Source organism: Mycobacterium sp. 94-17 (assembly GCF_035617725.1).
GTDB lineage: Bacteria > Actinomycetota > Actinomycetes > Mycobacteriales > Mycobacteriaceae > Mycobacterium.
In genome coordinates, this window is record NZ_JAPIYN010000001.1 from 458,717 (window position 1) to 477,696 (window position 18,980).

The window sequence follows — 18,980 nt, forward strand, 5'->3', positions numbered from 1 at the left end:
GGCCTGAATATAAGGCGCTGTCACGCCGAACAGGCCTACTCGGAAAAATTGCGGCAGTCAACGAACGGTTCGTCCAGCCCTAGTCGATGACGGCGGCTTCCTTGCGCTCGGTGACCGGCCTGGCGAGTTCTTGCTCGTCGCACATGCGCTGCAGTCTTTCCAGCGTCTCGTCCAGGCCCGCCCCGACCTTCCGGCCGGGCGTGAACGTGGCAGGCAGCCTGCGCATGCCCTGGATGACACCGATGGTCTCGTAGTGCACGGTACCCTCCGCATCGCACTGATAGTCGGGCATCCGATCGAGGACGGCGGTCAGCATGGATTTGAACACGGTGCGGGCGACGTTCGAGCCGATGCACCGGTGCACACCGAGCCCGAAGCTGAAGTGCCGGTTGCCTTTACGGTCGAGGACGATCTCGTCGGGGTCGTGGAATACCGAGGGGTCGCGGTTGGCCATCGCCCACGAAATCCACAGCCGCTCACCCTCTTTGAATTCTGTGCCGTCGAGCTCGGTGTCGTCGGAGAAGGTTCTGCCATCCCCGGGCGCCGGGGTGAAGTACCGCAGAAACTCTTCGGTCGCGGCGTTCAGCAGGGTCTTGCGTTCGTTGCTGAGCAGCTGCCGCTGATCGGGGCGCTCGGCAAGCCATTCCAGCGAGTGGGCGGTCAGGGCGGTCGTCGTGTCGAAGCCGCCCCCGATCACCAGGCCCAGGTTGCCGAGAATCTCGAGATCCGGAGCGGGCTCGCCGTCGATGCGCATCTGCAGCAGGCCGTTGATGATCCCCGGCCGTGGGTTCTCGCGGACTTCCACCATGTTGTTGACCATGTCGAGCCCCATCTCGCGGTGCATCGCGGTGACGCGCTCGATATCGGGAGAGTGCTCCGGCGTGTACACCGCGGCGTGCACCGGCTCGCTGTACAAGTTCCACTTCTTCAGCGGGATGCCCAGCATCGCCAGCGTGAAGACGGCGGGCACGATGTTGGCCAGGTCGTCGACGAAGTCGATCTGACCGCTCTCGATCTTCTCGTCGAGACAGGCGCGCGTCACGTCATCGATGAACGGTTCCCAGCGCTTGATCGCCGCCGGTGACAGATACGGGTTGAGCACCGTCCGGTAGGTGCGGTGCTCGGGGTCGTCCATTTCCAGGATGCCGCCGCGTACGGCGCTGACCCGGCTGGCGGTGGGGATCGAAATGCCTTTGTAGCCACGGCGTTCGCCGTGGAGGTCGTGATCGTTGGACACGGCGGGGCAACGGGCCAGCTCGAAGACCTCGTGGCTGCCGGCCGCGACCCAGTGGCCGCCATAGGTGTCCGTCCAGGCCATCGGACACTTGGCGTGCATCTCTTCGGTGATCGTCTTGAACTGCGACCGATATGCGGAGGAATGGCGATCGAAATGGTACCGATTCTTCTTGCGGTCGCTGTCGTCCAGGACGTCGTCGACACTCAACGCTTCGTCTCCCTACGTGTATCGCTGGCTGAGGACCCGGGGCCGGTTCAGGCGTCGTCGGTGATCATGATGGCCTGCTCCGGGCAGGACTGCGCGGCTTCGCGCACCTGGTCCTCGCGATCGGTGGGCACCACCTCGTCGACCGCCGATGAACTGCCGTCGATGTCGCTGAGCTGAAACGACTCCGGCGCGATCATCGCGCACAAGGTATGGCCCTGGCACCGCTCTGAATCCACCCAGACCTTCACGGGCTTTCTCCTCTCACACTGGTTTGCCGGGCGCCGCTGACGAATCGCCGCCGCTCAAGTGTTTCGACCCCCGTTGACGCCCAAGATCTGACCGGTGATGTAGCCGGCTTCCTCGGACACCAGAAAGGCGCACGCCGCCGCGATGTCCTGTGGCGTGCCCATCCGGCGCACCGGGGTCCGCGCGATGGTCTCGTCGATGTCGCCGAGGAATCCGTTCTTCTCGGCCGCGCGCAGCATCGGGGTGTCGATGAAACCCGGCGGAACCGCGTTGACCGTGATGCCCTTGGGCCCGTACTCGAGCGCGAGCGACTTCGTCAGGCCGTTGACCGCCGACTTGGCCGCTACATAGTGGCTCATGTAGGGCGCGCCGGAGTGCGTGCTCGACGACGAGATGTTGACGATGCGTCCCCACCCCGCCGCGACCATGTCGGGCAGCACCGCCTGGATGGTATGGAAGACGCCGTTGAGGTTGACGTCGATCACCCGTTGCCAGTCCTCGAAGGTGATGTTGTTGAACTTCTTGAATCCGTCCAGTCCGGCGGCGTTGACCAGAACCGTCACCGGCCCGAGCTGAGCCCGGATGGCCGACAGCGCCGCATCCAGTTGCGACCGGTCGGTGACATCGGCGGTGAACGCGAAGTCGGTGTCCGATGGGCGCAGGTCGATGGACGCGACGTTCAGACCGTCGGCCCGCAGGCGTTGCCCGACGGCGAGACCGATGCCGGACCCGCCACCGGTGACTACCGCAGTCTTCATGTTGTGGTCTCTACTCCGAAGGGGCCCATTTCAGTCATAAAGAATCTCCCTTGCAATTATGAGAACCTTACTCTCCACGCGGAGCGGCGTGCAACATGCGCGCAACACCGCGTCCGGCCTGCATGGAGAGGCGCAGACCGTGAGCGTACGGGCTTTTCCGGCCCTGGTCAGCGCCCCGATCTCGTTCCTGAGACTTTCTTGAATTATCGAGACTCGAATGTAAGATTCGCCGAGGAAGAGAATGAAGTTATCGTGACGGCCACCACATCAGGGGGTACGGAATGCCTGCCCAGGACACGGCAGAGCCCGCCGCTGGGACCACAGCGACCATCGCGGGTGCCGCGCCTGAGTCCCACGTCGACCGCCGCGCGTCGAGCGTCGGCGCCCACCCCATATCCCCCGCGACGGCGAAAGGAGCCGGCGCATGAGGCCGCTCGAAGGAATCCGCGTCCTCGAAGTCGCCATGTACGGATTCGTTCCGTCGGCGGGTGCCGTGCTCGCCGAATGGGGCGCGGACGTCATCAAGGTCGAGCACGCGGTGACGGGTGACCCGCAGCGCGGGCTCCGGCAGACCGGGATGCTGCGCGTCGAGGGCGATCCCAACCCCAACATCGAGCACGCCAACCGCGCCAAGCGCAGCATCGGGCTGGACATGTCGGTGCCCGGGGGCAAGGACGTGCTCTATGAGTTGGCCCGTCGCGCCGACGTCTTCCTGACCAGTTTCCTGCCCGACCACCGGAAGAAGTTCGGCATCGACGTCGACGACATCCGGGCGGTCAACCCGAAGATCGTCTACGCGCGCGGCAGCGCGCTCGGCCCGCGCGGCGACGAGTCGACCAAGGGCGGCTACGACATGACGGCCTTCTGGTGCCGGGCCGGAACCGCCGCCACCATCACTCCGGCGGGCATGCCGGGCATGATCGCGCCGCCCGGGCCGGCCTACGGCGACACCATCTCGGGCACCAACCTCGCCGGTGGCATCGCGGCGGCCTTGCTCAAGCGTGAGCGCAGCGGCGAACCGTCCGTGGTCGATGTGTCGCTGCTGGGCAGTGGGCTGTGGTCACTGGGACACACCGTCGCGCTGACAAAGCATTTGGGTCAACGACTAGAGTCGCCGCCGCCGGGCGTCCACGGCGCGCCCAACAACCCATTGGTCGGTCTGTACACGACATCCGACAATCGCTACATCTCCTTTGTGATGATGCAGCCAACCAAATTCTGGGCCGACGTGTGCCGCCATGTCGACCTGCCGGAGCTGGCCGATGACCCGCGCTTCGACACGGTGGAAAACATCGCCGCCAACACGGCCGACGCGGTGGAGCTACTGACCAAGGCTATCGCCGCGCGCACGCTGGCGGAGTGGAGCGAGCGCTTCGCGACGCTCTCCGGGCCCTGGGCTCCCGTGCAGGACACCCTGCAAGCGGCCGGCGACGCGCAGATCCGCGCGAACGAATACCTGGTGCAGGCGGGCGAACTCGAGCTGGTGGCCAACCCGGTACAGTTCGACGTCGCCGCGCCACAGACCGGGCCGGCACCCGGATTCGCTGAGCAGACCGACGAGATCCTGCTGGAGCTCGGCCTCGACTGGGACCGCATCATCGAACTCAAGACGGCCGGCGCCGTCACCTAGAACCGGAGCCGCTTGCAATGTTTCAGCCCACCAACGAAAGTGACGCTGCGTGCTCCCACGCTGCGGCCGCCGGTCGTCCGATAACGGTTCTGCGATTTTCGCCTCACCTGGACTCGGCATGAGTCATAATCGCCGGACGCTTCAAGACGAGGAGCCCTCCGTTTTGAGGCGTCAACTCACGCGAGTGAACGGAGGCCCCGGCGTGAGGATTCGCAGCGCGGCCACGCCGCCGACAGGCGTCGAATCTCGGGTGCACACCGGGCATTTCGTGGTCGGCGGCATTCGCGCGGGATCGCTGGTCGAGCCGAATTTACCTCAGCCGGTGCGCAACAACAAGACTGTCGGTCTCGTAGCTTGCGAAAGGGCAGGGACCCATGGCGACTAAGGGAGCGGACCACTGGTCCACGGGTTTGCCCGCGCTCAGACTCAAGTTCGACCTGTCGGGGCCCATGCACGCCGTGGGAGCCCTGTTCGCGATGTCGGCCGATGCGGTCAAATTCTTGTTCCGCCGGCCGTTCCAGTGGCGAGAGTTTTTGGAGCAGTCCTGGTTCGTCGCACGGGTGTCGCTGGCTCCCACCTTGTTGGTCGCGATCCCATTCACCGTCCTGGTGAGCTTCACGCTCAACATCCTGCTGCGCGAACTGGGCGCGGCGGATCTCTCCGGCGCGGGCGCCGCGTTCGGCGCGGTCACCCAGCTCGGCCCGCTGGTCACGGTGTTGATCGTGGCGGGTGCGGGTGCCACGGCCATGTGCGCGGACCTGGGATCGCGAACGATTCGTGAAGAGATCGACGCCATGGAGGTGCTGGGCATCAACCCGATCCAGCGGTTGGTTACGCCACGCATGCTGGCATCCGGCTTGGTCGCCTTCCTGCTCAACAGCCTCGTCGTCATCATCGGCGTCCTTGGCGGCTACGTCTTTTCGGTCTTCGTGCAAGACGTCAACCCCGGCGCGTTCGCCGCGGGCATCACCTTGCTCACCGGCGTGCCCGAGGTGGTCATTTCCTGCGTCAAGGCAGCCCTTTTCGGCCTCATCGCAGGTCTGGTTGCCTGCTATCGGGGCCTGTCGATCACCGGTGGGGGCGCCAAGGCCGTCGGCAACGCGGTGAACGAAACCGTGGTGTATGCCTTCATGTCCCTGTTCGTCGTCAACGTGGTGGTCACCGCGATCGGCATCAAGATGACGGCGAAGTAGGGGCGGTCGATGGCGCTGAGGGCCGTATACCCACGATTGAGCCGCCAGTTCGAGAGGCCCGTCGCCTTGATGGGTCGGATCGGCGACCACACCTTGTTTTACGGCAAAGCGCTCGCCGGGATGCCTTTCGCCGCGACCCACTACACGCGCGAGGTGGTTCGGCTGGTCGCCGAGATCAGCATGGGCGCGGGCACTTTGGCGATGATCGGCGGAACCGTGGTGATCGTCGGGTTCCTGACGCTGGCGGCGGGCGGCACCCTGGCCATCCAGGGTTACACCTCGCTGGGCAACATCGGAATCGAGGCGCTGACGGGCTTTTTGGCCGCGTTCATCAATGTGCGCATCGCGGCACCGGTGGTCGCCGGAATCGGCCTGGCCGCCACCTTCGGCGCCGGGGTCACCGCTCAGCTGGGTGCCATGCGGATCAACGAAGAAGTCGACGCGTTGGAGAGCATGGCCATTCGGCCGGTCGCCTATCTGGTGAGTACCAGGATCCTGGCGGGAATGCTGGCCATCACGCCGCTGTACAGCATCGCCGTGATCCTGTCTTTCTTGGCCAGTCAGTTCACCACGACGTTTCTGCTCGGACAGTCGCAGGGTTTGTACCAGCATTACTTCAACACGTTCCTGAACCCGATCGACCTGTTGTGGTCGTTCCTGCAGGCCGTCCTGATGGCGCTGACCATCCTGCTGATCCACACCTACTACGGCTATTTCGCGTCGGGGGGGCCGGCCGGTGTGGGCAACGCGACCGGCAACGCGGTGCGCACCTCGCTGATCGTCGTGGTCTCGGTGACGCTGTTGGTCTCGCTCTCTATCTACGGTACGAACGGCAACTTCAACCTGTCTGGTTAGCGGAGGAGGTGAAACAGCAATGACGCAGAATGTGCCGGCAGGTCGCGGCGCCGTCGCCGGCCGGCCCGCGCGCACCGGTCACGCGCGGCCGCCCGGCGACCGGAACTACCTGCCACCTCTGTTGGGTCTGGCCACCGTGCTCATCGTGTGCCTGATCTTCGCGGTGGCGGTGGGTCTGTTTCAGGGCTCCTTCACCGAAAGCGTGCCGGTGACCGTGATCTCGCCGCGCGCCGGCCTGGTGATGAACCCCAACGCCAAGGTCACGATGCGCGGCGTGCAGGTGGGCAAGGTCGCGTCGATCGACCCGCTGCCCAACGGCGAAGCGGCCATCCACTTGGCGATGGACCCGTCGCAGCTGCACTTCATCCCCCGCAACGTGCTCGTCAACATCGCGTCACCGACGGTCTTCGGTGCGAAGTCCGTCCAGTTGATCGAACCTGCCCAACCCTCGGGCCAGCGCCTGCACAGCGGACAGACGCTGCGGGGCCAGCACGTCATGGTCGAAATCAACACGGTGTTCCAGCAATTGGTGTCGGTGCTGGCACACATCGACCCGCCGAAGCTCAACGAGTCGCTGGGTGCGCTGGCACAAGCGTTCAGTGGGCGGGGCCCGCAGCTCGGCCAGTCGCTGAGCGACCTGGATTCGTTCCTGGCCAGGCTGGAGCCGAGCCTTCCCGCGTTCCGGCACGACCTTTCGGTCCTGCCCGCGGTGTCCGACGCCTACGCCGACGCGGCGCCGAACCTGGTGAAGACCGCGAGCAACGCGACCCGGATCAGCAAGACGCTCGTCGACGAGCAGCGCAACCTGGATGCGTTGCTGATCAGCGCGATCGGCCTGGCCGACATCGGCAACGACGTCTTGTCGACGAACCGCCAACCGTTGACGGACGTGTTGCACCTGCTGGTGCCGACCACGGATCTGACCAGTGAGTACCACGAGGTGTTCACCTGTAGCTTCGCCGGGCTGATAAACCTCGGGCACGGTGCGCCGCTGTCGGAACCGAGCATCAACATCTCGGCGAGCCTCACGTGGGGCGGCGAACGTTATCGGTATCCGACCAACCTGCCCAAGGTTGCGGCGACGGGCGGCCCCCAGTGCATGGGTCTGCCGAAGATACCGTTCAACACGCATCCCAAGCAGCTGATCACAGACATCGGCGCCAACCCGGTGGGATACGGAAACCCGCAGCTGCTGATCAACTCCGATCTGCTCAAGCAGCTGCTGTACGGGCCGATCCCCGGACCGCCACGTAACTCCATCGGCGTAGGACAACCCGGATGAGAACACGTGCCACGCTGATCAAGTTCGCGATTTTCGCGGTCGTGATGGCGGTGCTGACCGCCTTCCTGTTCTTCATCTTCGGCCAGTACCGGACGGGTGCGACGACCGGCTATTCGGCGGTGTTCGCCGACGTGTCGCGTCTTAAGCCGGGGCAGTCGGTGCGGGTCGCCGGTATCCGGGTGGGCACGGTCGACAGCGTTTCGCTGCAGCAGGACAAAAAGGTCGTGGTGAAGTTCGACGCCGACCGCAACGTCGTCCTCACCGAGGGCACCAGGGCGGCGGTGCGCTACCTCAACCTGGTGGGCGACCGCTACCTCGAACTCGTCGACGGCCCGGGCTCGCCCAAGCGGCTGCCGGCCGGCGGCCAGATCCCGGTCGGCCGCACCGCGCCCGCGCTCGACCTCGACCTGCTGCTCGGCGGGCTGAAACCCGTTACCCAGGGCCTGAATGCGCGCGACGTCAACGCGCTCACCTCAGGATTGCTGCAGGTCTTCCAGGGGCAGGGCGGGACCCTCGACTCGCTGTTCACCAAGACGACGTCGTTCTCGAATGCGTTGGCCGACAACGATCAAACCGTGCAGCAGCTGATCGACAACCTCAACATCGTGGTCGGCACGATCTCCAAAGACGGCAAACAGTTCTCCGGTGCGGTCGATCGCCTCGAGCAGCTGGTCAGCGGGCTCTCGGATGACCGGCAGACCATCGGCTCCGCCATCGACGCGCTGGACAAGGGAACCGCCTCGCTGGCGGATCTGCTGAGCAACGCGCGGCCGCCGCTGTCCGGCACCATCGACCAGTTGAGTCGGCTGGCGCCGATCCTCGACGGTGACAAGGACCGCATCGACGCCGCAATTGCCAAGGCGCCCAAGAACTACCGCAAGCTGGTCCGGCTCGGCGTGAACGGCTCCACCATCCCGTACTACATGTGCATGCTCGAGCTTCGCGGCACGGATCTTCAGGGCCGAACGGTGAAGGCCCCCATATTCAGGTCAGAAGCTGGAAGGTGCACGGAACCCTGATGCTCAAGTATCGCGGAACTGGGCTCGTCAAGGCCGGACTCATCGGCGTGGTCCTGGCGGTCATGGTCATCCTGGTCGGCCTCTCACCCGATCGCTTCATCCAATGGGCGACGATGGTCCGGTACCAGGCGCTGTTCACCGAGGCCGGGGGGCTCGCGAAGGGCAACCCCGTGGTGGTGTCGGGGATGAAGGTCGGCACGGTGTCGGACGTGAAGCTGAGCCACGGCGACGCTTTGGTGACGTTCGCGATGAAGGGCAACATCCTGCTCGGGTCGGAGACGTCCGCGCACATCCGCACCGGCACGCTGCTGGGCGAGCGGATGCTGACGGTGGAGTCCGCCGGCACCGGCACGATGCATCCGATGGCCCTCATCCCCGTCTCGCGGACGTCTTCGCCGTACTCGCTGACGGAGGCGGTCAGTGACCTGACCACCGACACGGCCGGAACCAACACGACGGCGCTGAACCAGTCGTTGGACACGCTCGCGGCGACGCTCGACCAGATCGCGCCTCAGATGGGGCCGGCCTTCGACGCGCTCACCCGGTTGTCTCGAACCCTCAACAGCCGCAACAAGAACCTGGGCGAGCTGTTCAAGAGCGCCGGCGACGTCACCGGGATACTTTCCGAACGCAGCATGCAGGTCAACAAGCTCATCCTCAACTCGGATTCGCTGCTGCAGGTGCTGGTGGCGCGGCGACAGGAGATCGTGGACCTGCTGGCCAGCACATCGGTGGTGGCCAAACAGCTGACGGGATTGGTGCACGACAACGAAAGCAAACTGGCGCCGACGCTGGAGAAGCTGAATTCGGTGACCGCGATGCTGGAGAAGAACCGCGACAACATCGGCAAGGCGCTGCCGGGTCTCGCCAAATTCGAGATCACGGTCGGCGAGGGCATCTCCAGCATGTACGCGTATCAGGCGTTCGTCCCGAACTTCCTTGCCCCGCAACTCTTCCAGCCGATCATCGACTACCTGTGGGGGTTCCGCACCTTCGACACCTCGAAGGGACCCGGCTATCCGTCGCCGATACCTCGGTCGCTGACTCCCTGGCCGTACAACGGCATTCCGGTGTGCCCGACCTGCACGATGGGCGGCAGGGTCGGAGGATCGCAATGATCGCCCGGCTGCCCCGCACCAGGCTGACCGCCGTGACGGCGGTTGTCCTGGCCGGGCTCATCGTGGCCGGCGCGGCCGTGCTCGTCAGCAATACGGTGTTTGGGCCGAAGACGATCACCGCCTATTTCACCACCGCCACCGCGATCTATCCCCATGACGAGGTGCGGGTATCGGGCGTCAAGGTCGGCAGCATCGAAACCATTCAGCCGCAGGGCACACAGGCCAAGATGATCCTCAAGGTCGACCGCGGTGTGCCGATTCCGGCGGACGCGAAGGCGGTCATCGTCGCCTCGAATCTGGTGTCCGCCCGCTATGTTCAGCTCTCGCCGGCCTATCGGGACAGCGGGCCGGTCATGCACGACGGGGCGGTCATTCCGGTGGAACGGACCGCGGTCCCGGTAGAGTGGGACGAGGTCAAAGCCCAGTTGATGCGGCTGGCAACGGATTTGGGGCCCAAGAGCGGGGTGTCGGGCACGTCGGTGGGCCGGTTCATCGACAGCGCCGCCAATGCGCTCGACGGCAACGGCGACAAGCTGCGGCAGACACTCGGCCAGCTGTCGGGGGTCGGCCGTATCCTGGCCAACGGCAGCGGCAACATCGTCGACATCATCAAGAACCTGCAGACCTTCGTCGCGGCGCTGCGCGACAGCAATGTTCAGATCGTGCAGTTCAACGACCGGCTGGCCACCCTCACCAGCGTGGTCAACGACAGCAAGTCCGACCTGGACGCGGCGCTGACCGATCTGTCGACGGCGGTCGGCGAGGTGCGGCGCTTCATCGCCGGAACCCGTAATCAGACGAGCGAGCAGATTGCCCGGTTGGCCGATGTCACTCAGAACCTGGTCGATCACCACATGGCTCTGGAAAACATCCTGCACGGCGCTCCCAACGCGCTCGGCAACTTCTTCAACGACTACAACGCCGACACTGGAACCATCGTGGGCGGGTTCGGGATCATGAACTTCGCAAACTCCACGTTCTCGGGTCTCATGGTTCCGATACCCGTGCCCGGGTGCACGGCGATCGGCGCGATCGAGAACGTCACCGCGGTCGAATCGGGCAAGTTGTGTTCGATGTTCCTCGGTCCCGGGTTGCGCGTGCTCAACTTCAACAGCCTGCCGATCCCGATCAACATCTTCCTGCAGAAGTCGATAGACCCGTCCAACATTCTCTACACCGAACCGCGTCTGGCGCCCGGCGGCGAGGGTCCGAAACCCGCCGCCCCCGAGATCCCGCCGGCGGTGTCCGCCTACACCGGCCTGCCCGGTGATCCGGTGGGACCGCCGGGCGCGGTGCCGCCCGACCGGATACCCGGCGCGGCGATGCCGCTGCCACCCCCACCGTCCACACCGGTGCCGCCGCCCCCGGCGCAAGACGTGTCGGGCATGCTGCTGCCGGCCGAAGGGCAACAACCATGAAACCGATGATTGCGGCCAGGCGAGCGTTCGTCCTCGGCTGTTGCGTGGCGGTGACGGCGACGGGATGCGCATTCCACGGCCTGAACTCGCTACCACTGCCCGGCGCGGTCGGTCGGGGGCCGGGCGCCAACATCTACCACGTCGAGCTTCCGAATGTCGGCACGATGGAGTCGAATTCGCCGGTGATGATCGACGATGTGGTGGTCGGCAGTGTCGGCAACATGCGGGTGCAGGGCTGGCACGCCGACGTCGAGATCTCGGTGAAGCGCGACGTCGTCGTCCCGGAAAACGTGGTTGCCACCGTCGGTCAGACCAGCCTGCTGGGCTCGATGCACGTGGAGCTCAATACGCCGCTCGGCCAACAGGGCACCGGTCGGCTGCAGCCGGGCGCCACCATCCCGCTCAGCCGGTCATCGGCGTACCCGTCGACCGAGCAGACGCTGTCGTCGCTGGGAGCGGTCGTCAATGGCGGGGGGCTGGGGCAGATCGGGGAGATCGTCCACAATTTCTCCGCCGCCCTGTCCGGGCGTGAGGGCGCGGTGCGTGATCTGATCACGCGTCTCGACACGTTCGTCGGGACACTGGACGATCAGCGCGACGACATCGTCGACTCCATCCAGGCGCTCAACCGGCTCGCCGGCACATTCGCCGACCAGCGCGACGTTCTCACCCAGGCGCTCCAAAAAATACCGCCCGCGCTCGATGTGCTAATCAAGGAGCGTCCGCGGTTGACCACCGCCCTGGACAAACTTCGCGTCTTCAGCAACACGGCCACCCGGCTGGTCAACGACTCTCAGGCGGACCTGGTCAAGAATCTGAAGAACCTGGAACCGACCATCCGCGCGCTCGCCGACGTCGGGCCGGAGTTCGGCTCGGCGATCGCGGCCTCCTTCGTGTTCCCGTTCACCCAGAACTTCGTCGACCGCGCGGTCCGGGGCGACTACTTCAATCTGCACGTCGACTTGGACCTGTCGATTCCGCGGCTCAAGCGAGGACTGATGCTGGGGACTCACTGGGGGCAGCTGGACCAACCGTTGGTGCCGGCGCCCGGCGACCCGTATTACCTGCAGTACACCCACGATCCGATGCACGACCCCATCAGGCCGCCGTGGGTCGATCCCAATGCGCTGCCGCTGCCCCCGCTGCCCGGACCCCCGCCTGCTGCGGCCCCGCGGCCCGGACCGCCGCCGGCCGCGGCCCCGATGCCCGATGCGGGACTTGCCCAAACGGCGCCGCCTGCGCAGACGCCACCGACGGGAGCGGGTGGATAGATGCTGACGCGCTTCGTTCGTATCCAGCTGGCGATCTTCACGGTCGTCGGGACCATCGGCGTGATCGCGATGGTCCTGTTCTACATCCAGGCGCCGACCCTGCTGGGCATCGGTCGTATGACGGTGACGCTGGAGCTGCCCGCCACCGGCGGCCTGTACCGGTTTTCCAACGTGACCTACCGCGGGGTTCAGCTCGGCAAGGTCACCGCGGTGGGTTTGACCCCGACCGGCGCGAAAGCGACGCTGTCGCTGAGCACTTCACCCAAGGTCCCCGCGGACCTGACGGCGCAGGTGCTCAGTGTCTCGGCGGTGGGTGAACAGTACGTGGACTTGCAGCCCAAGACCGATTCGCCGCCGTACCTGCACGACGGTTCGGTGATCGCGGTGCGCGACGCCACGATTCCGCAGCCGGTCGGGCCGATGCTCGATCAGGTCAACGCCCTGGTCCAAAGCATCCCGAAGACCAAACTCGGCCAGTTGCTCGACGAGTCCTTCCAAGGCTTCAACGGCACCGGTTACGACCTGGGGTCCCTGATCGATTCTTCGAAGACACTGTCGCGCGACGCCAACGGCGTCGTCGATCGCACCCGGGCCCTCACTGAAGACACCGGGCCGCTGCTGGATACCCAGGCGCGCACCACCGACTCGATCAGAACGTGGGCGCGCAGTTTCGCGGGCATCTCGGATACGTTGGTGAACAACGATTCCCACTTCCGCACCATCATGGAGCAGGGTCCTGAGACCGCGAACGAAGCATCCCGGCTGCTCGAGCAGATCAAACCGACGCTGCCGGTGTTGCTCGCCAACCTGACCACCATCGGGCAGATCGGCGTCACCTACCACCCCTCGCTGGAGCAGCTGTTGGTGTTGTTGCCGTCGGCGGTTTCCATCGAGCAGGCCGCCACGGCGGAGAACCATCCCGAGGGCACGGCCCAGGGCGACTTCGCACTCACGATCGACGATCCGCCGATTTGCACGGTCGGCTTCATGCCACCCAACACGTGGCGGTCCCCGGACGACCTCACCGACGTCGACACGCCGGACGGGTTGTATTGCAAACTCCCGCAGGACTCGCCGATCGGGGTTCGCGGTGCCCGCAACTATCCGTGCATGGGTCACCCCGGCAAGCGCGCGCCCACGGTCGAGATCTGCAACAGCGACAAGCCGTACATGCCGCTGGCGATGAAACAGCATGTCCTCGGGCCCTACCCGCTTGACCCCAACCTGATCGCCCAGGGCGTCCCGCCGGATGACCGGGTGACCGTCAACGACAGGATCTTCGCCCCGGTGGAGGGGACACCGCTGCCGCCCGGGGCGGTGCCGCGTGGCGCACCCGTGGGACCGCGGGGAGAGAACGCACCACCGGGGACGGCGGGAGCCGCCGTTCCGCCGGTGCCGTCGTCGGGTCCCTCGCTACCGTTGTCGAGAATGTCGGCCGACCTTCCGCCCATCGCGCCGCTCGATGTCTCCGCGCCCGGGGAACTGGCGCCGCCACCCGCGGCGCCCGCGCCGCCCCCGGCACCCGCGCCGCCCCCGGCACCCGCGCCGCCCGATCCCGCAGCAACGGACGCGGCCGGTGGCGCAGGACCGCAGGCCACGCCAAGCTCGTTCGGAGGCAACGCATCCAAGCACCCGCCCTCGGTCGTGGTGGCAAAGTATGACCCGCGCACCGGTCGTTATGTCGGTCCGGACGGGAAGTTGTATCAGCAGTCGGATCTCGTTGCTCCGAAAGCGCCCAGGACGTGGAAGGACATGCTTCCCACCTGAATTCGCGCCGAGAGCCGAGACGAGGCAGCCCGGCGGGTGAGGCGCTGAAGCTACGACCGCCCCGTCAGGAGAGCTGGTCCAGGCGTAGCGGCATCGTGATGTCGAGCCACTGGTTTTGCCCGCAGGCGCCGCTCGGGCCTACCGTCTTGTCCTTGCCGGACAAGGTCCGCGACCCGAGTTGGTAGCCACCGTGGTCGTTCACCGGATAGAAGAAGAAGGTCTGCGTACCGCTGAAGGCGCTGCCGTCCTCGCACCGCTCCCAGTCGGGTACCACGCGTCGGGCCTTCCACATCTCCCCGTCATTCATATAGAGGGGCGCGCTCCAGCCTTGGTCGCTACTCACCGTGCCGTGGCATTCCTGGGTCGAGTCGCACGACGAGCTGATGGTCCAGACTTGGTAGACCGTCGGTTCGCCGAAGTACTGGTCGTTTCGCTGGGCCCAATCGCCAATGGACGTGGCGCGGAAAGTCCCATTGATGGCGACGTCGTCCTTGGTAATCGCCTGGGCTGTGGGTGCCGTGCACAGGCCGCCGAATGCGGTGGCGGCTACCAGCGTTGCGGTGGTGAGAGTTCTAGCTGAACGCATTAGGTGCTCCTCGACGCGAATAATCCGACGGTGCCTATTGGCAGCATTTCGGCATCAATTGCGGCGTTCTCCCGCGATGAAAATAACACCGGTGCCACCGACCGGATGCCGATTGAAATAAAAATGGCGCCGGTCACGACAGCGGGTCCAGGTTCGAGATCAGCCAGGAACCCTTGACTTTCGTCAATGTCACCCGGGCGCAGTTCGCCGTCGTCTGCGTTTGGGGCTTGTCCTTGCTGGTGGCGGTCTGGTCGATGAACACCAGCACGACGGCCGAGTCCGGGTGCAACTCCGAAACGGCGGCCCGGACCACCTTGGTGGTCTCGGTGACGTGCTTCTGCTGTGCCAGCACCGCGATCTGTTCGGTGAACTTGGTGTAGTAGGCGAGAAAATTGCCGGTGAGATATGACTTCGCCGTGGTGAAATCGCGGTCTAGGTGGTCGGGAGAGTACGAAAGCACCGCGACCGCACCGTCTGACGCCGTCCGGAGCGCCCGGTGTGCCGCCGCGTCGCCGACCTGCTGATCCGGCCGGTAGAGCATGAAGAACAAGCCGACGGCGACGCCCACCGTGGCGACGACGAACGCTGTCGCGACTATCGAACGCCACCTGGCCGCACAGCGGCGGACCCAGCGCCGGGGCGCGGCCGGTCGGCCCGCGCGAACCGCCTCCGCGGAAGCGGATGGTGACTCCGTCTGGGCGGGCGGCGACGTTTCCGTGCCGTCCGGCGATGAGCCATGCTCGACAGTCATTGCAGGAAGTCGACTTTCGACATCTTGGGCTGACCGCCGTCGCGTGTGAGGGCAACGCTGATCCGCAACGCGACGGTCGGCCGTTTCGTGTTGTCGGGATTGGTGACATCGGATTTCGCCGCGACAAGCACGACCGCCGAATTGTCGCTCATCGACTCGATGGCGACGGCTTCCACGGTGCCCTTGCTGGTTAGCTTCGATTCCTCCGCCTGCTTGGCCCTCAGCCCTGACAGAGCTGACAGTTGGCTCTTGAAGTCGCCGGTGGAGTAGTCGATCATGCGCTGGAAGTCGTCCCTGACGTGGTTGGCGTCGATGGACAGCAGCGCCGTGACGTCTTGGCGGGCCGCGGCCGCGAACTCCGCGGCGAGCTGTTGTCTGTGCACGGTGACGTAGTGCTGCCACACCATATAGCCGCTCGCGCCGAGGGAAGCGGAGGCGATCACGACGCCGATGCCGGCGGCTACCACCTTGCGCGCCGGGCGGTGCAGCCAACGTGGCCGCCGGGGACGCCGCGGCAACCGTAGCCGGGCCCGGGTCCACTTCGCCGGCCGCTGACGGACGTCTCGGGAAGCGTCGTCCGCGTCGCCGGTCTCGGCTGCCTCGCGCAGCCGTGCGAGGCGTTCCCGGGCCTCCCGCGCGCGGGCTTCGGCGATGGCGACTTCGTCTTCCGCGCCCACGTCCGAGGGGTCGGTGTCAGGCCCGTCCGGATTGCGCACGGAGAAGCAGCTTATCACTGCGGCCTGGGCCCAACGTCGTCGTCGGGAGACCGGCTTCGCAGCCCCTACATGCGGAAATGCCGGGTCGCCGGACACGGGCACAGACGCGCATTGGGGCACACCGGCCCCGAAGGCGGTCCGGCCCGGCTGATCTTCTCCAACCAGGAGAATTTTCTTTTCAGGTGTGGCAGAGTAATCGGGTGCGATCCGTCGTGGCTCTGGTTGCCGCGTTGCTCGGCGCCGGTGTGCTGGCGGCGCCGCCGTCTTCGGCGGGGCCGACCGTCTGTGACTACCCCGCCTGCACCCCGGGCATCATGCCGCATCAGGTGTTGGGCGCGCCGTGCGACAACACCACCTACTACGCGTTCGGCGTCGACGACAGCAACGTGCCCCCCGCCGCGCAGCCCGGCCGGCTGATGTTCTGCGGCTCGCCGCGCAGATACCAGCCCCGCTGGTTCCGCTCGCCGCCGATGGCGGGGGTCAAGGAACTGAACGCCGACTGCCAGAACTATCAGAACTACGTCGCGCAGGCGCCCGACGGCCTGTTCCTAATCTGTTACGCGCACGACGGCATCTTGAGCTGGATCCGCGCCGACACATAGCTGCCTCACTCGGGGGTTTTCCGGGGCAGACCGAGCAGGCGCCGGCTCAAATCGGTGACCCTGTCCAGCAATGTGTCGTCGTCGATGTCTGCGACCAACGGATGCATGACCGCGGTGCTGAGCGCGCCGGAGAACATCGCGGCCTCGATCCGCCCATCGAGACCCGCATCGCTGAGCAGCACCTGGTACAGCCGGTCCATGAAAAGTTGGAACGGCTTGTGCTCGGCCAGTAATCGGACCACGACGGGATCGAATTGCAGCGTGCGCACCAACCGCCGGTCGCGAACGGCCATCTCGATGACGCCCACCAGCAAGGCATCTCGTGCCTGGGGCCCGTCGTCGTAGGCTTCGGCCGTGGCGAGGGCAGGCTCGAGCCGGCCCAGTTCGCGCTCGGTCACGGCGATAACGATCTGCTCTTTGGTCCGGAATTGGTGGTAGACAGCGGCTTTCGTGATGCCGACGGCGTCGGCGATCATCTGCAGCGACGTGCCACTGACACCGTGCGTGGCGAACAGGTCCAGCGCGGCGTCGAGCACTCGCGTCCGGGCCGCGCTGTGCGCGATCAGCCAGAACTGCTCGGCGGCGTCCGGCTGCGGTGCTGTTCCCACGCACCGAGACTAGACGACGCCCTTGACCGTGGCTAGCCGATCGGCTAGCTTCGCTCACTAGCCGAGTTGCGGCGTTGATTTCGTGCGGGGAAGGAGTACCGATGTCCGACGTCGGTCGCAACGATGCAGTCGCCCGCCGATCCGGGCGAACCGCGTCGCGGCGGACCGATGGCGAGCTGATCCTGCTCTGGACATTGCCCGCGGCGCTGATCCTGTGGATCGCCTCCTTCTTCCTGTTCCCCGGATTCATCCCGGCGATGTCGCCCACCATGCCGGCCGAGCGGGTGGCCGCCTTCTACCGCGATCCGGCGCACATCGCCCAGATCCGTTCCAGCATGATCTTGTTCAACTGGTTCGGGGTGTGTCTCGTGCCGATCCTGGCCCTGATCGTGCTGCAGATCCGTCGCATGGCGCACCGGACGCCGATCTTTTCCTACGCCATGCTCGGGTGTGCGGCCGGCGGCCCGACGCTGTTTCTCGTCGCCAACGTCTGCTGGCTGCTGGCGGCCTTTCGCCCGGAGCGCAGTCCCGAGCTGACGCAGCTGCTCAACGATCTCGCGTGGATCACCTTCACCATTGTGGTGCCCTTCCTGATCGGCCAAAGCGTAATCTTGGCCCTAGCAATTCTTTTCGACGATCAGCCGCATCCGGTATTCGGCCGCTGGGTGGCGTTGTTCAACGTGGCGGTGGCGGCCGCGCTGGTGCCGGCGGCCTTTGTCGGCGTGTCGCTGACCGGCCCGCTGGCGTGGGATGGCTTCCTGTCGTTCTGGGTGAAGAACGTCGCCATCGCCGTCTGGATCGTCGTGATGGGAATCGTGTTGGCACGGGCCGTTTGTCGTGAGCGTGCCGAAAACCCTGAGCGCGGGCAAGGACTGGTCAACGCATGAGCGCGGTGATCGCACCACCGGCCGCGACCACGCCCCCGCCAGGGCCCCTGCATCGCCGGATCGGGTGGCATCTGTGGCACAGCCCGAAGCGCGAGCTGTGGCTGGCTTGGGCGGCGCTGCTGTTCTTCTACATCCTGTTCTTCCCGATGTTCTTCATCGTGGCGCAAGTTCAGCCCCCGCCGGAGCCCACCTGGGACCTCGCGACGCAGGTCCACTGGTTCTCCGAGCGCCGCCTCGGGATCCCGGTGGGTTTCGGCATCATCTTCGCCATCAGCGGGTTGATCGCGACCAACAACGCCCTCATCGCGTACTCGATGCGGCGCATGTCCGTCAGCCGCGCGTTCGGCTTCTCGTATCTGATCATTTACTCGCTCAGCGCGGTTCCCGGCATGCTGCTGCTCAACATCGCGCTGATCGTCGGCACGCTGCGACCGGACCGCGACCCCCGGCTGATCGGCTGGCTTTATGACTTCGCGTTCTTGTCTTTCGACGGGACCATGGGAGTGTTCCTGGTCGGCTCGCTGATCTGGATGGTCGCGATCCTGCTCGACAAGAACCGGGTGTTCCCCAAGTGGTTCGGCTATCTCAACCTGTGCAACGCGCTGACCGAGGTGGTGGTGGCACCCTGCTGGATCTTCCGGCGTGGCGTGTTCGCGTGGGACGGCGAAATCGCCTGGTGGCTGGACATGGTCGTGTTCGGCATCTACCAGGTGACGTTCGTCGTCATGCTCTTTCAGATGATCCGGCGCGAGGACTTCGGCACCGGGGTGCTGCCGGACTCGCCGCGGAAGACGGCGGTCGTGCGGTGACCGACTCGGCCGACATCCGC

19 protein-coding genes are annotated in these 18,980 nt (G+C 65.7%); 12 read left to right on the forward strand and 7 right to left on the reverse strand.

Annotated elements, in window-relative coordinates:
- Nucleotides 1–79 precede the first annotated feature (79 nt).
- The 3 genes from OQ789_RS02350 to OQ789_RS02360 are packed head-to-tail and all read right to left on the reverse strand — an operon-like array spanning nucleotide 80 to nucleotide 2,448.
- Entirely contained in the window at nucleotides 80–1,444 is a 1,365-nt protein-coding gene (locus OQ789_RS02350) for a cytochrome P450 (RefSeq protein ID WP_324683175.1), read from the reverse strand.
- 47 nt (nucleotides 1,445–1,491) lie between these two features.
- Entirely contained in the window at nucleotides 1,492–1,692 is a 201-nt protein-coding gene (locus tag OQ789_RS02355; RefSeq protein WP_324683177.1) for a ferredoxin, read from the reverse strand.
- Between the two features lie 54 nt (nucleotides 1,693–1,746).
- Nucleotides 1,747–2,448: an SDR family NAD(P)-dependent oxidoreductase gene (locus OQ789_RS02360; protein ID WP_324683178.1), complete on the reverse strand. Its 702-nt coding sequence runs from the start codon at nucleotides 2,446–2,448 to the stop codon at nucleotides 1,747–1,749.
- A 424-nt stretch (nucleotides 2,449–2,872) separates the two neighbouring features.
- Between OQ789_RS02360 and OQ789_RS02365 the strand changes: the two genes are divergently transcribed.
- The 9 genes from OQ789_RS02365 (at nucleotide 2,873) to OQ789_RS02405 (ending at nucleotide 14,001) form a co-directional block, all read left to right on the forward strand.
- Nucleotides 2,873–4,078, forward strand: a complete 1,206-nt coding sequence (locus tag OQ789_RS02365; protein ID WP_324683179.1) for a CoA transferase — start codon at nucleotides 2,873–2,875, stop codon at nucleotides 4,076–4,078.
- Between the two features lie 374 nt (nucleotides 4,079–4,452).
- Nucleotides 4,453–5,271, forward strand: coding sequence for an ABC transporter permease (locus OQ789_RS02370; RefSeq protein ID WP_324683180.1), 819 nt, complete (start codon nucleotides 4,453–4,455; stop codon nucleotides 5,269–5,271).
- 9 nt (nucleotides 5,272–5,280) lie between these two features.
- Nucleotides 5,281–6,126: an ABC transporter permease gene (locus OQ789_RS02375; protein ID WP_324683182.1), complete on the forward strand. Its 846-nt coding sequence runs from the start codon at nucleotides 5,281–5,283 to the stop codon at nucleotides 6,124–6,126.
- Nucleotides 6,127–6,145: 19 nt separating this feature from the next.
- Nucleotides 6,146–7,408 carry an MCE family protein gene (locus OQ789_RS02380; RefSeq protein WP_324683183.1) on the forward strand — a complete coding sequence of 421 codons (1,263 nt, stop codon included), beginning with the start codon at nucleotides 6,146–6,148 and terminating at the stop codon, nucleotides 7,406–7,408.
- Nucleotides 7,405–8,427: an MCE family protein gene (locus tag OQ789_RS02385; protein WP_324683185.1), complete on the forward strand. Its 1,023-nt coding sequence runs from the start codon at nucleotides 7,405–7,407 to the stop codon at nucleotides 8,425–8,427. Before OQ789_RS02380 ends, OQ789_RS02385 begins: the two co-directional genes overlap by 4 nt.
- Nucleotides 8,427–9,545, forward strand: a complete 1,119-nt coding sequence (locus OQ789_RS02390) for an MCE family protein (RefSeq protein WP_324683368.1) — start codon at nucleotides 8,427–8,429, stop codon at nucleotides 9,543–9,545. The genes OQ789_RS02385 and OQ789_RS02390 overlap by 1 nt, the downstream gene beginning before the upstream one ends.
- Nucleotides 9,542–10,963, forward strand: coding sequence for an MCE family protein (locus OQ789_RS02395; RefSeq protein ID WP_324683187.1), 1,422 nt, complete (start codon nucleotides 9,542–9,544; stop codon nucleotides 10,961–10,963). The genes OQ789_RS02390 and OQ789_RS02395 overlap by 4 nt, the downstream gene beginning before the upstream one ends.
- On the forward strand, nucleotides 10,960–12,234 hold the full coding sequence (locus OQ789_RS02400; protein WP_420716020.1) for an MCE family protein: 1,275 nt from the start codon (nucleotides 10,960–10,962) through the stop codon (nucleotides 12,232–12,234). Before OQ789_RS02395 ends, OQ789_RS02400 begins: the two co-directional genes overlap by 4 nt.
- Nucleotides 12,235–14,001, forward strand: coding sequence for an MlaD family protein (locus OQ789_RS02405; RefSeq protein WP_324683189.1), 1,767 nt, complete (start codon nucleotides 12,235–12,237; stop codon nucleotides 13,999–14,001).
- A 64-nt stretch (nucleotides 14,002–14,065) separates the two neighbouring features.
- Here the strand turns inward: OQ789_RS02405 and OQ789_RS02410 are convergent, their stop codons facing one another.
- The 3 genes from OQ789_RS02410 to OQ789_RS02420 all read right to left on the reverse strand — a co-directional run bounded on the left by OQ789_RS02410 (nucleotide 14,066) and on the right by OQ789_RS02420 (nucleotide 16,054).
- Nucleotides 14,066–14,587: a hypothetical protein gene (locus OQ789_RS02410; protein WP_324683191.1), complete on the reverse strand. Its 522-nt coding sequence runs from the start codon at nucleotides 14,585–14,587 to the stop codon at nucleotides 14,066–14,068.
- A gap of 133 nt (nucleotides 14,588–14,720) precedes the next feature.
- Nucleotides 14,721–15,338 carry a hypothetical protein gene (locus tag OQ789_RS02415; protein ID WP_324683193.1) on the reverse strand — a complete coding sequence of 206 codons (618 nt, stop codon included), beginning with the start codon at nucleotides 15,336–15,338 and terminating at the stop codon, nucleotides 14,721–14,723.
- A complete protein-coding gene (locus tag OQ789_RS02420) occupies nucleotides 15,335–16,054 on the reverse strand; it encodes a hypothetical protein (RefSeq protein WP_324683194.1) in 720 nt (239 codons plus the stop codon). Before OQ789_RS02420 ends, OQ789_RS02415 begins: the two co-directional genes overlap by 4 nt.
- A gap of 212 nt (nucleotides 16,055–16,266) precedes the next feature.
- Here OQ789_RS02420 and OQ789_RS02425 point away from each other — a divergent pair, with 212 nt between their 5' ends.
- Nucleotides 16,267–16,656, forward strand: a complete 390-nt coding sequence (locus tag OQ789_RS02425) for a hypothetical protein (RefSeq protein ID WP_324683370.1) — start codon at nucleotides 16,267–16,269, stop codon at nucleotides 16,654–16,656.
- Between the two features lie 5 nt (nucleotides 16,657–16,661).
- Here the strand turns inward: OQ789_RS02425 and OQ789_RS02430 are convergent, their stop codons facing one another.
- Nucleotides 16,662–17,264, reverse strand: coding sequence for a helix-turn-helix domain-containing protein (locus OQ789_RS02430; RefSeq protein ID WP_324683196.1), 603 nt, complete (start codon nucleotides 17,262–17,264; stop codon nucleotides 16,662–16,664).
- A 101-nt stretch (nucleotides 17,265–17,365) separates the two neighbouring features.
- Here OQ789_RS02430 and OQ789_RS02435 point away from each other — a divergent pair, with 101 nt between their 5' ends.
- The gene (locus OQ789_RS02435) at nucleotides 17,366–18,151 is read left to right on the forward strand and encodes a hypothetical protein (protein ID WP_324683197.1); all 786 of its coding nucleotides are present in this window, start codon (nucleotides 17,366–17,368) and stop codon (nucleotides 18,149–18,151) included.
- The gene (locus tag OQ789_RS02440; RefSeq protein ID WP_324683198.1) at nucleotides 18,148–18,960 is read left to right on the forward strand and encodes a hypothetical protein; all 813 of its coding nucleotides are present in this window, start codon (nucleotides 18,148–18,150) and stop codon (nucleotides 18,958–18,960) included. The genes OQ789_RS02435 and OQ789_RS02440 overlap by 4 nt, the downstream gene beginning before the upstream one ends.
- The last annotated feature ends 20 nt before the right edge of the window (nucleotides 18,961–18,980 follow it).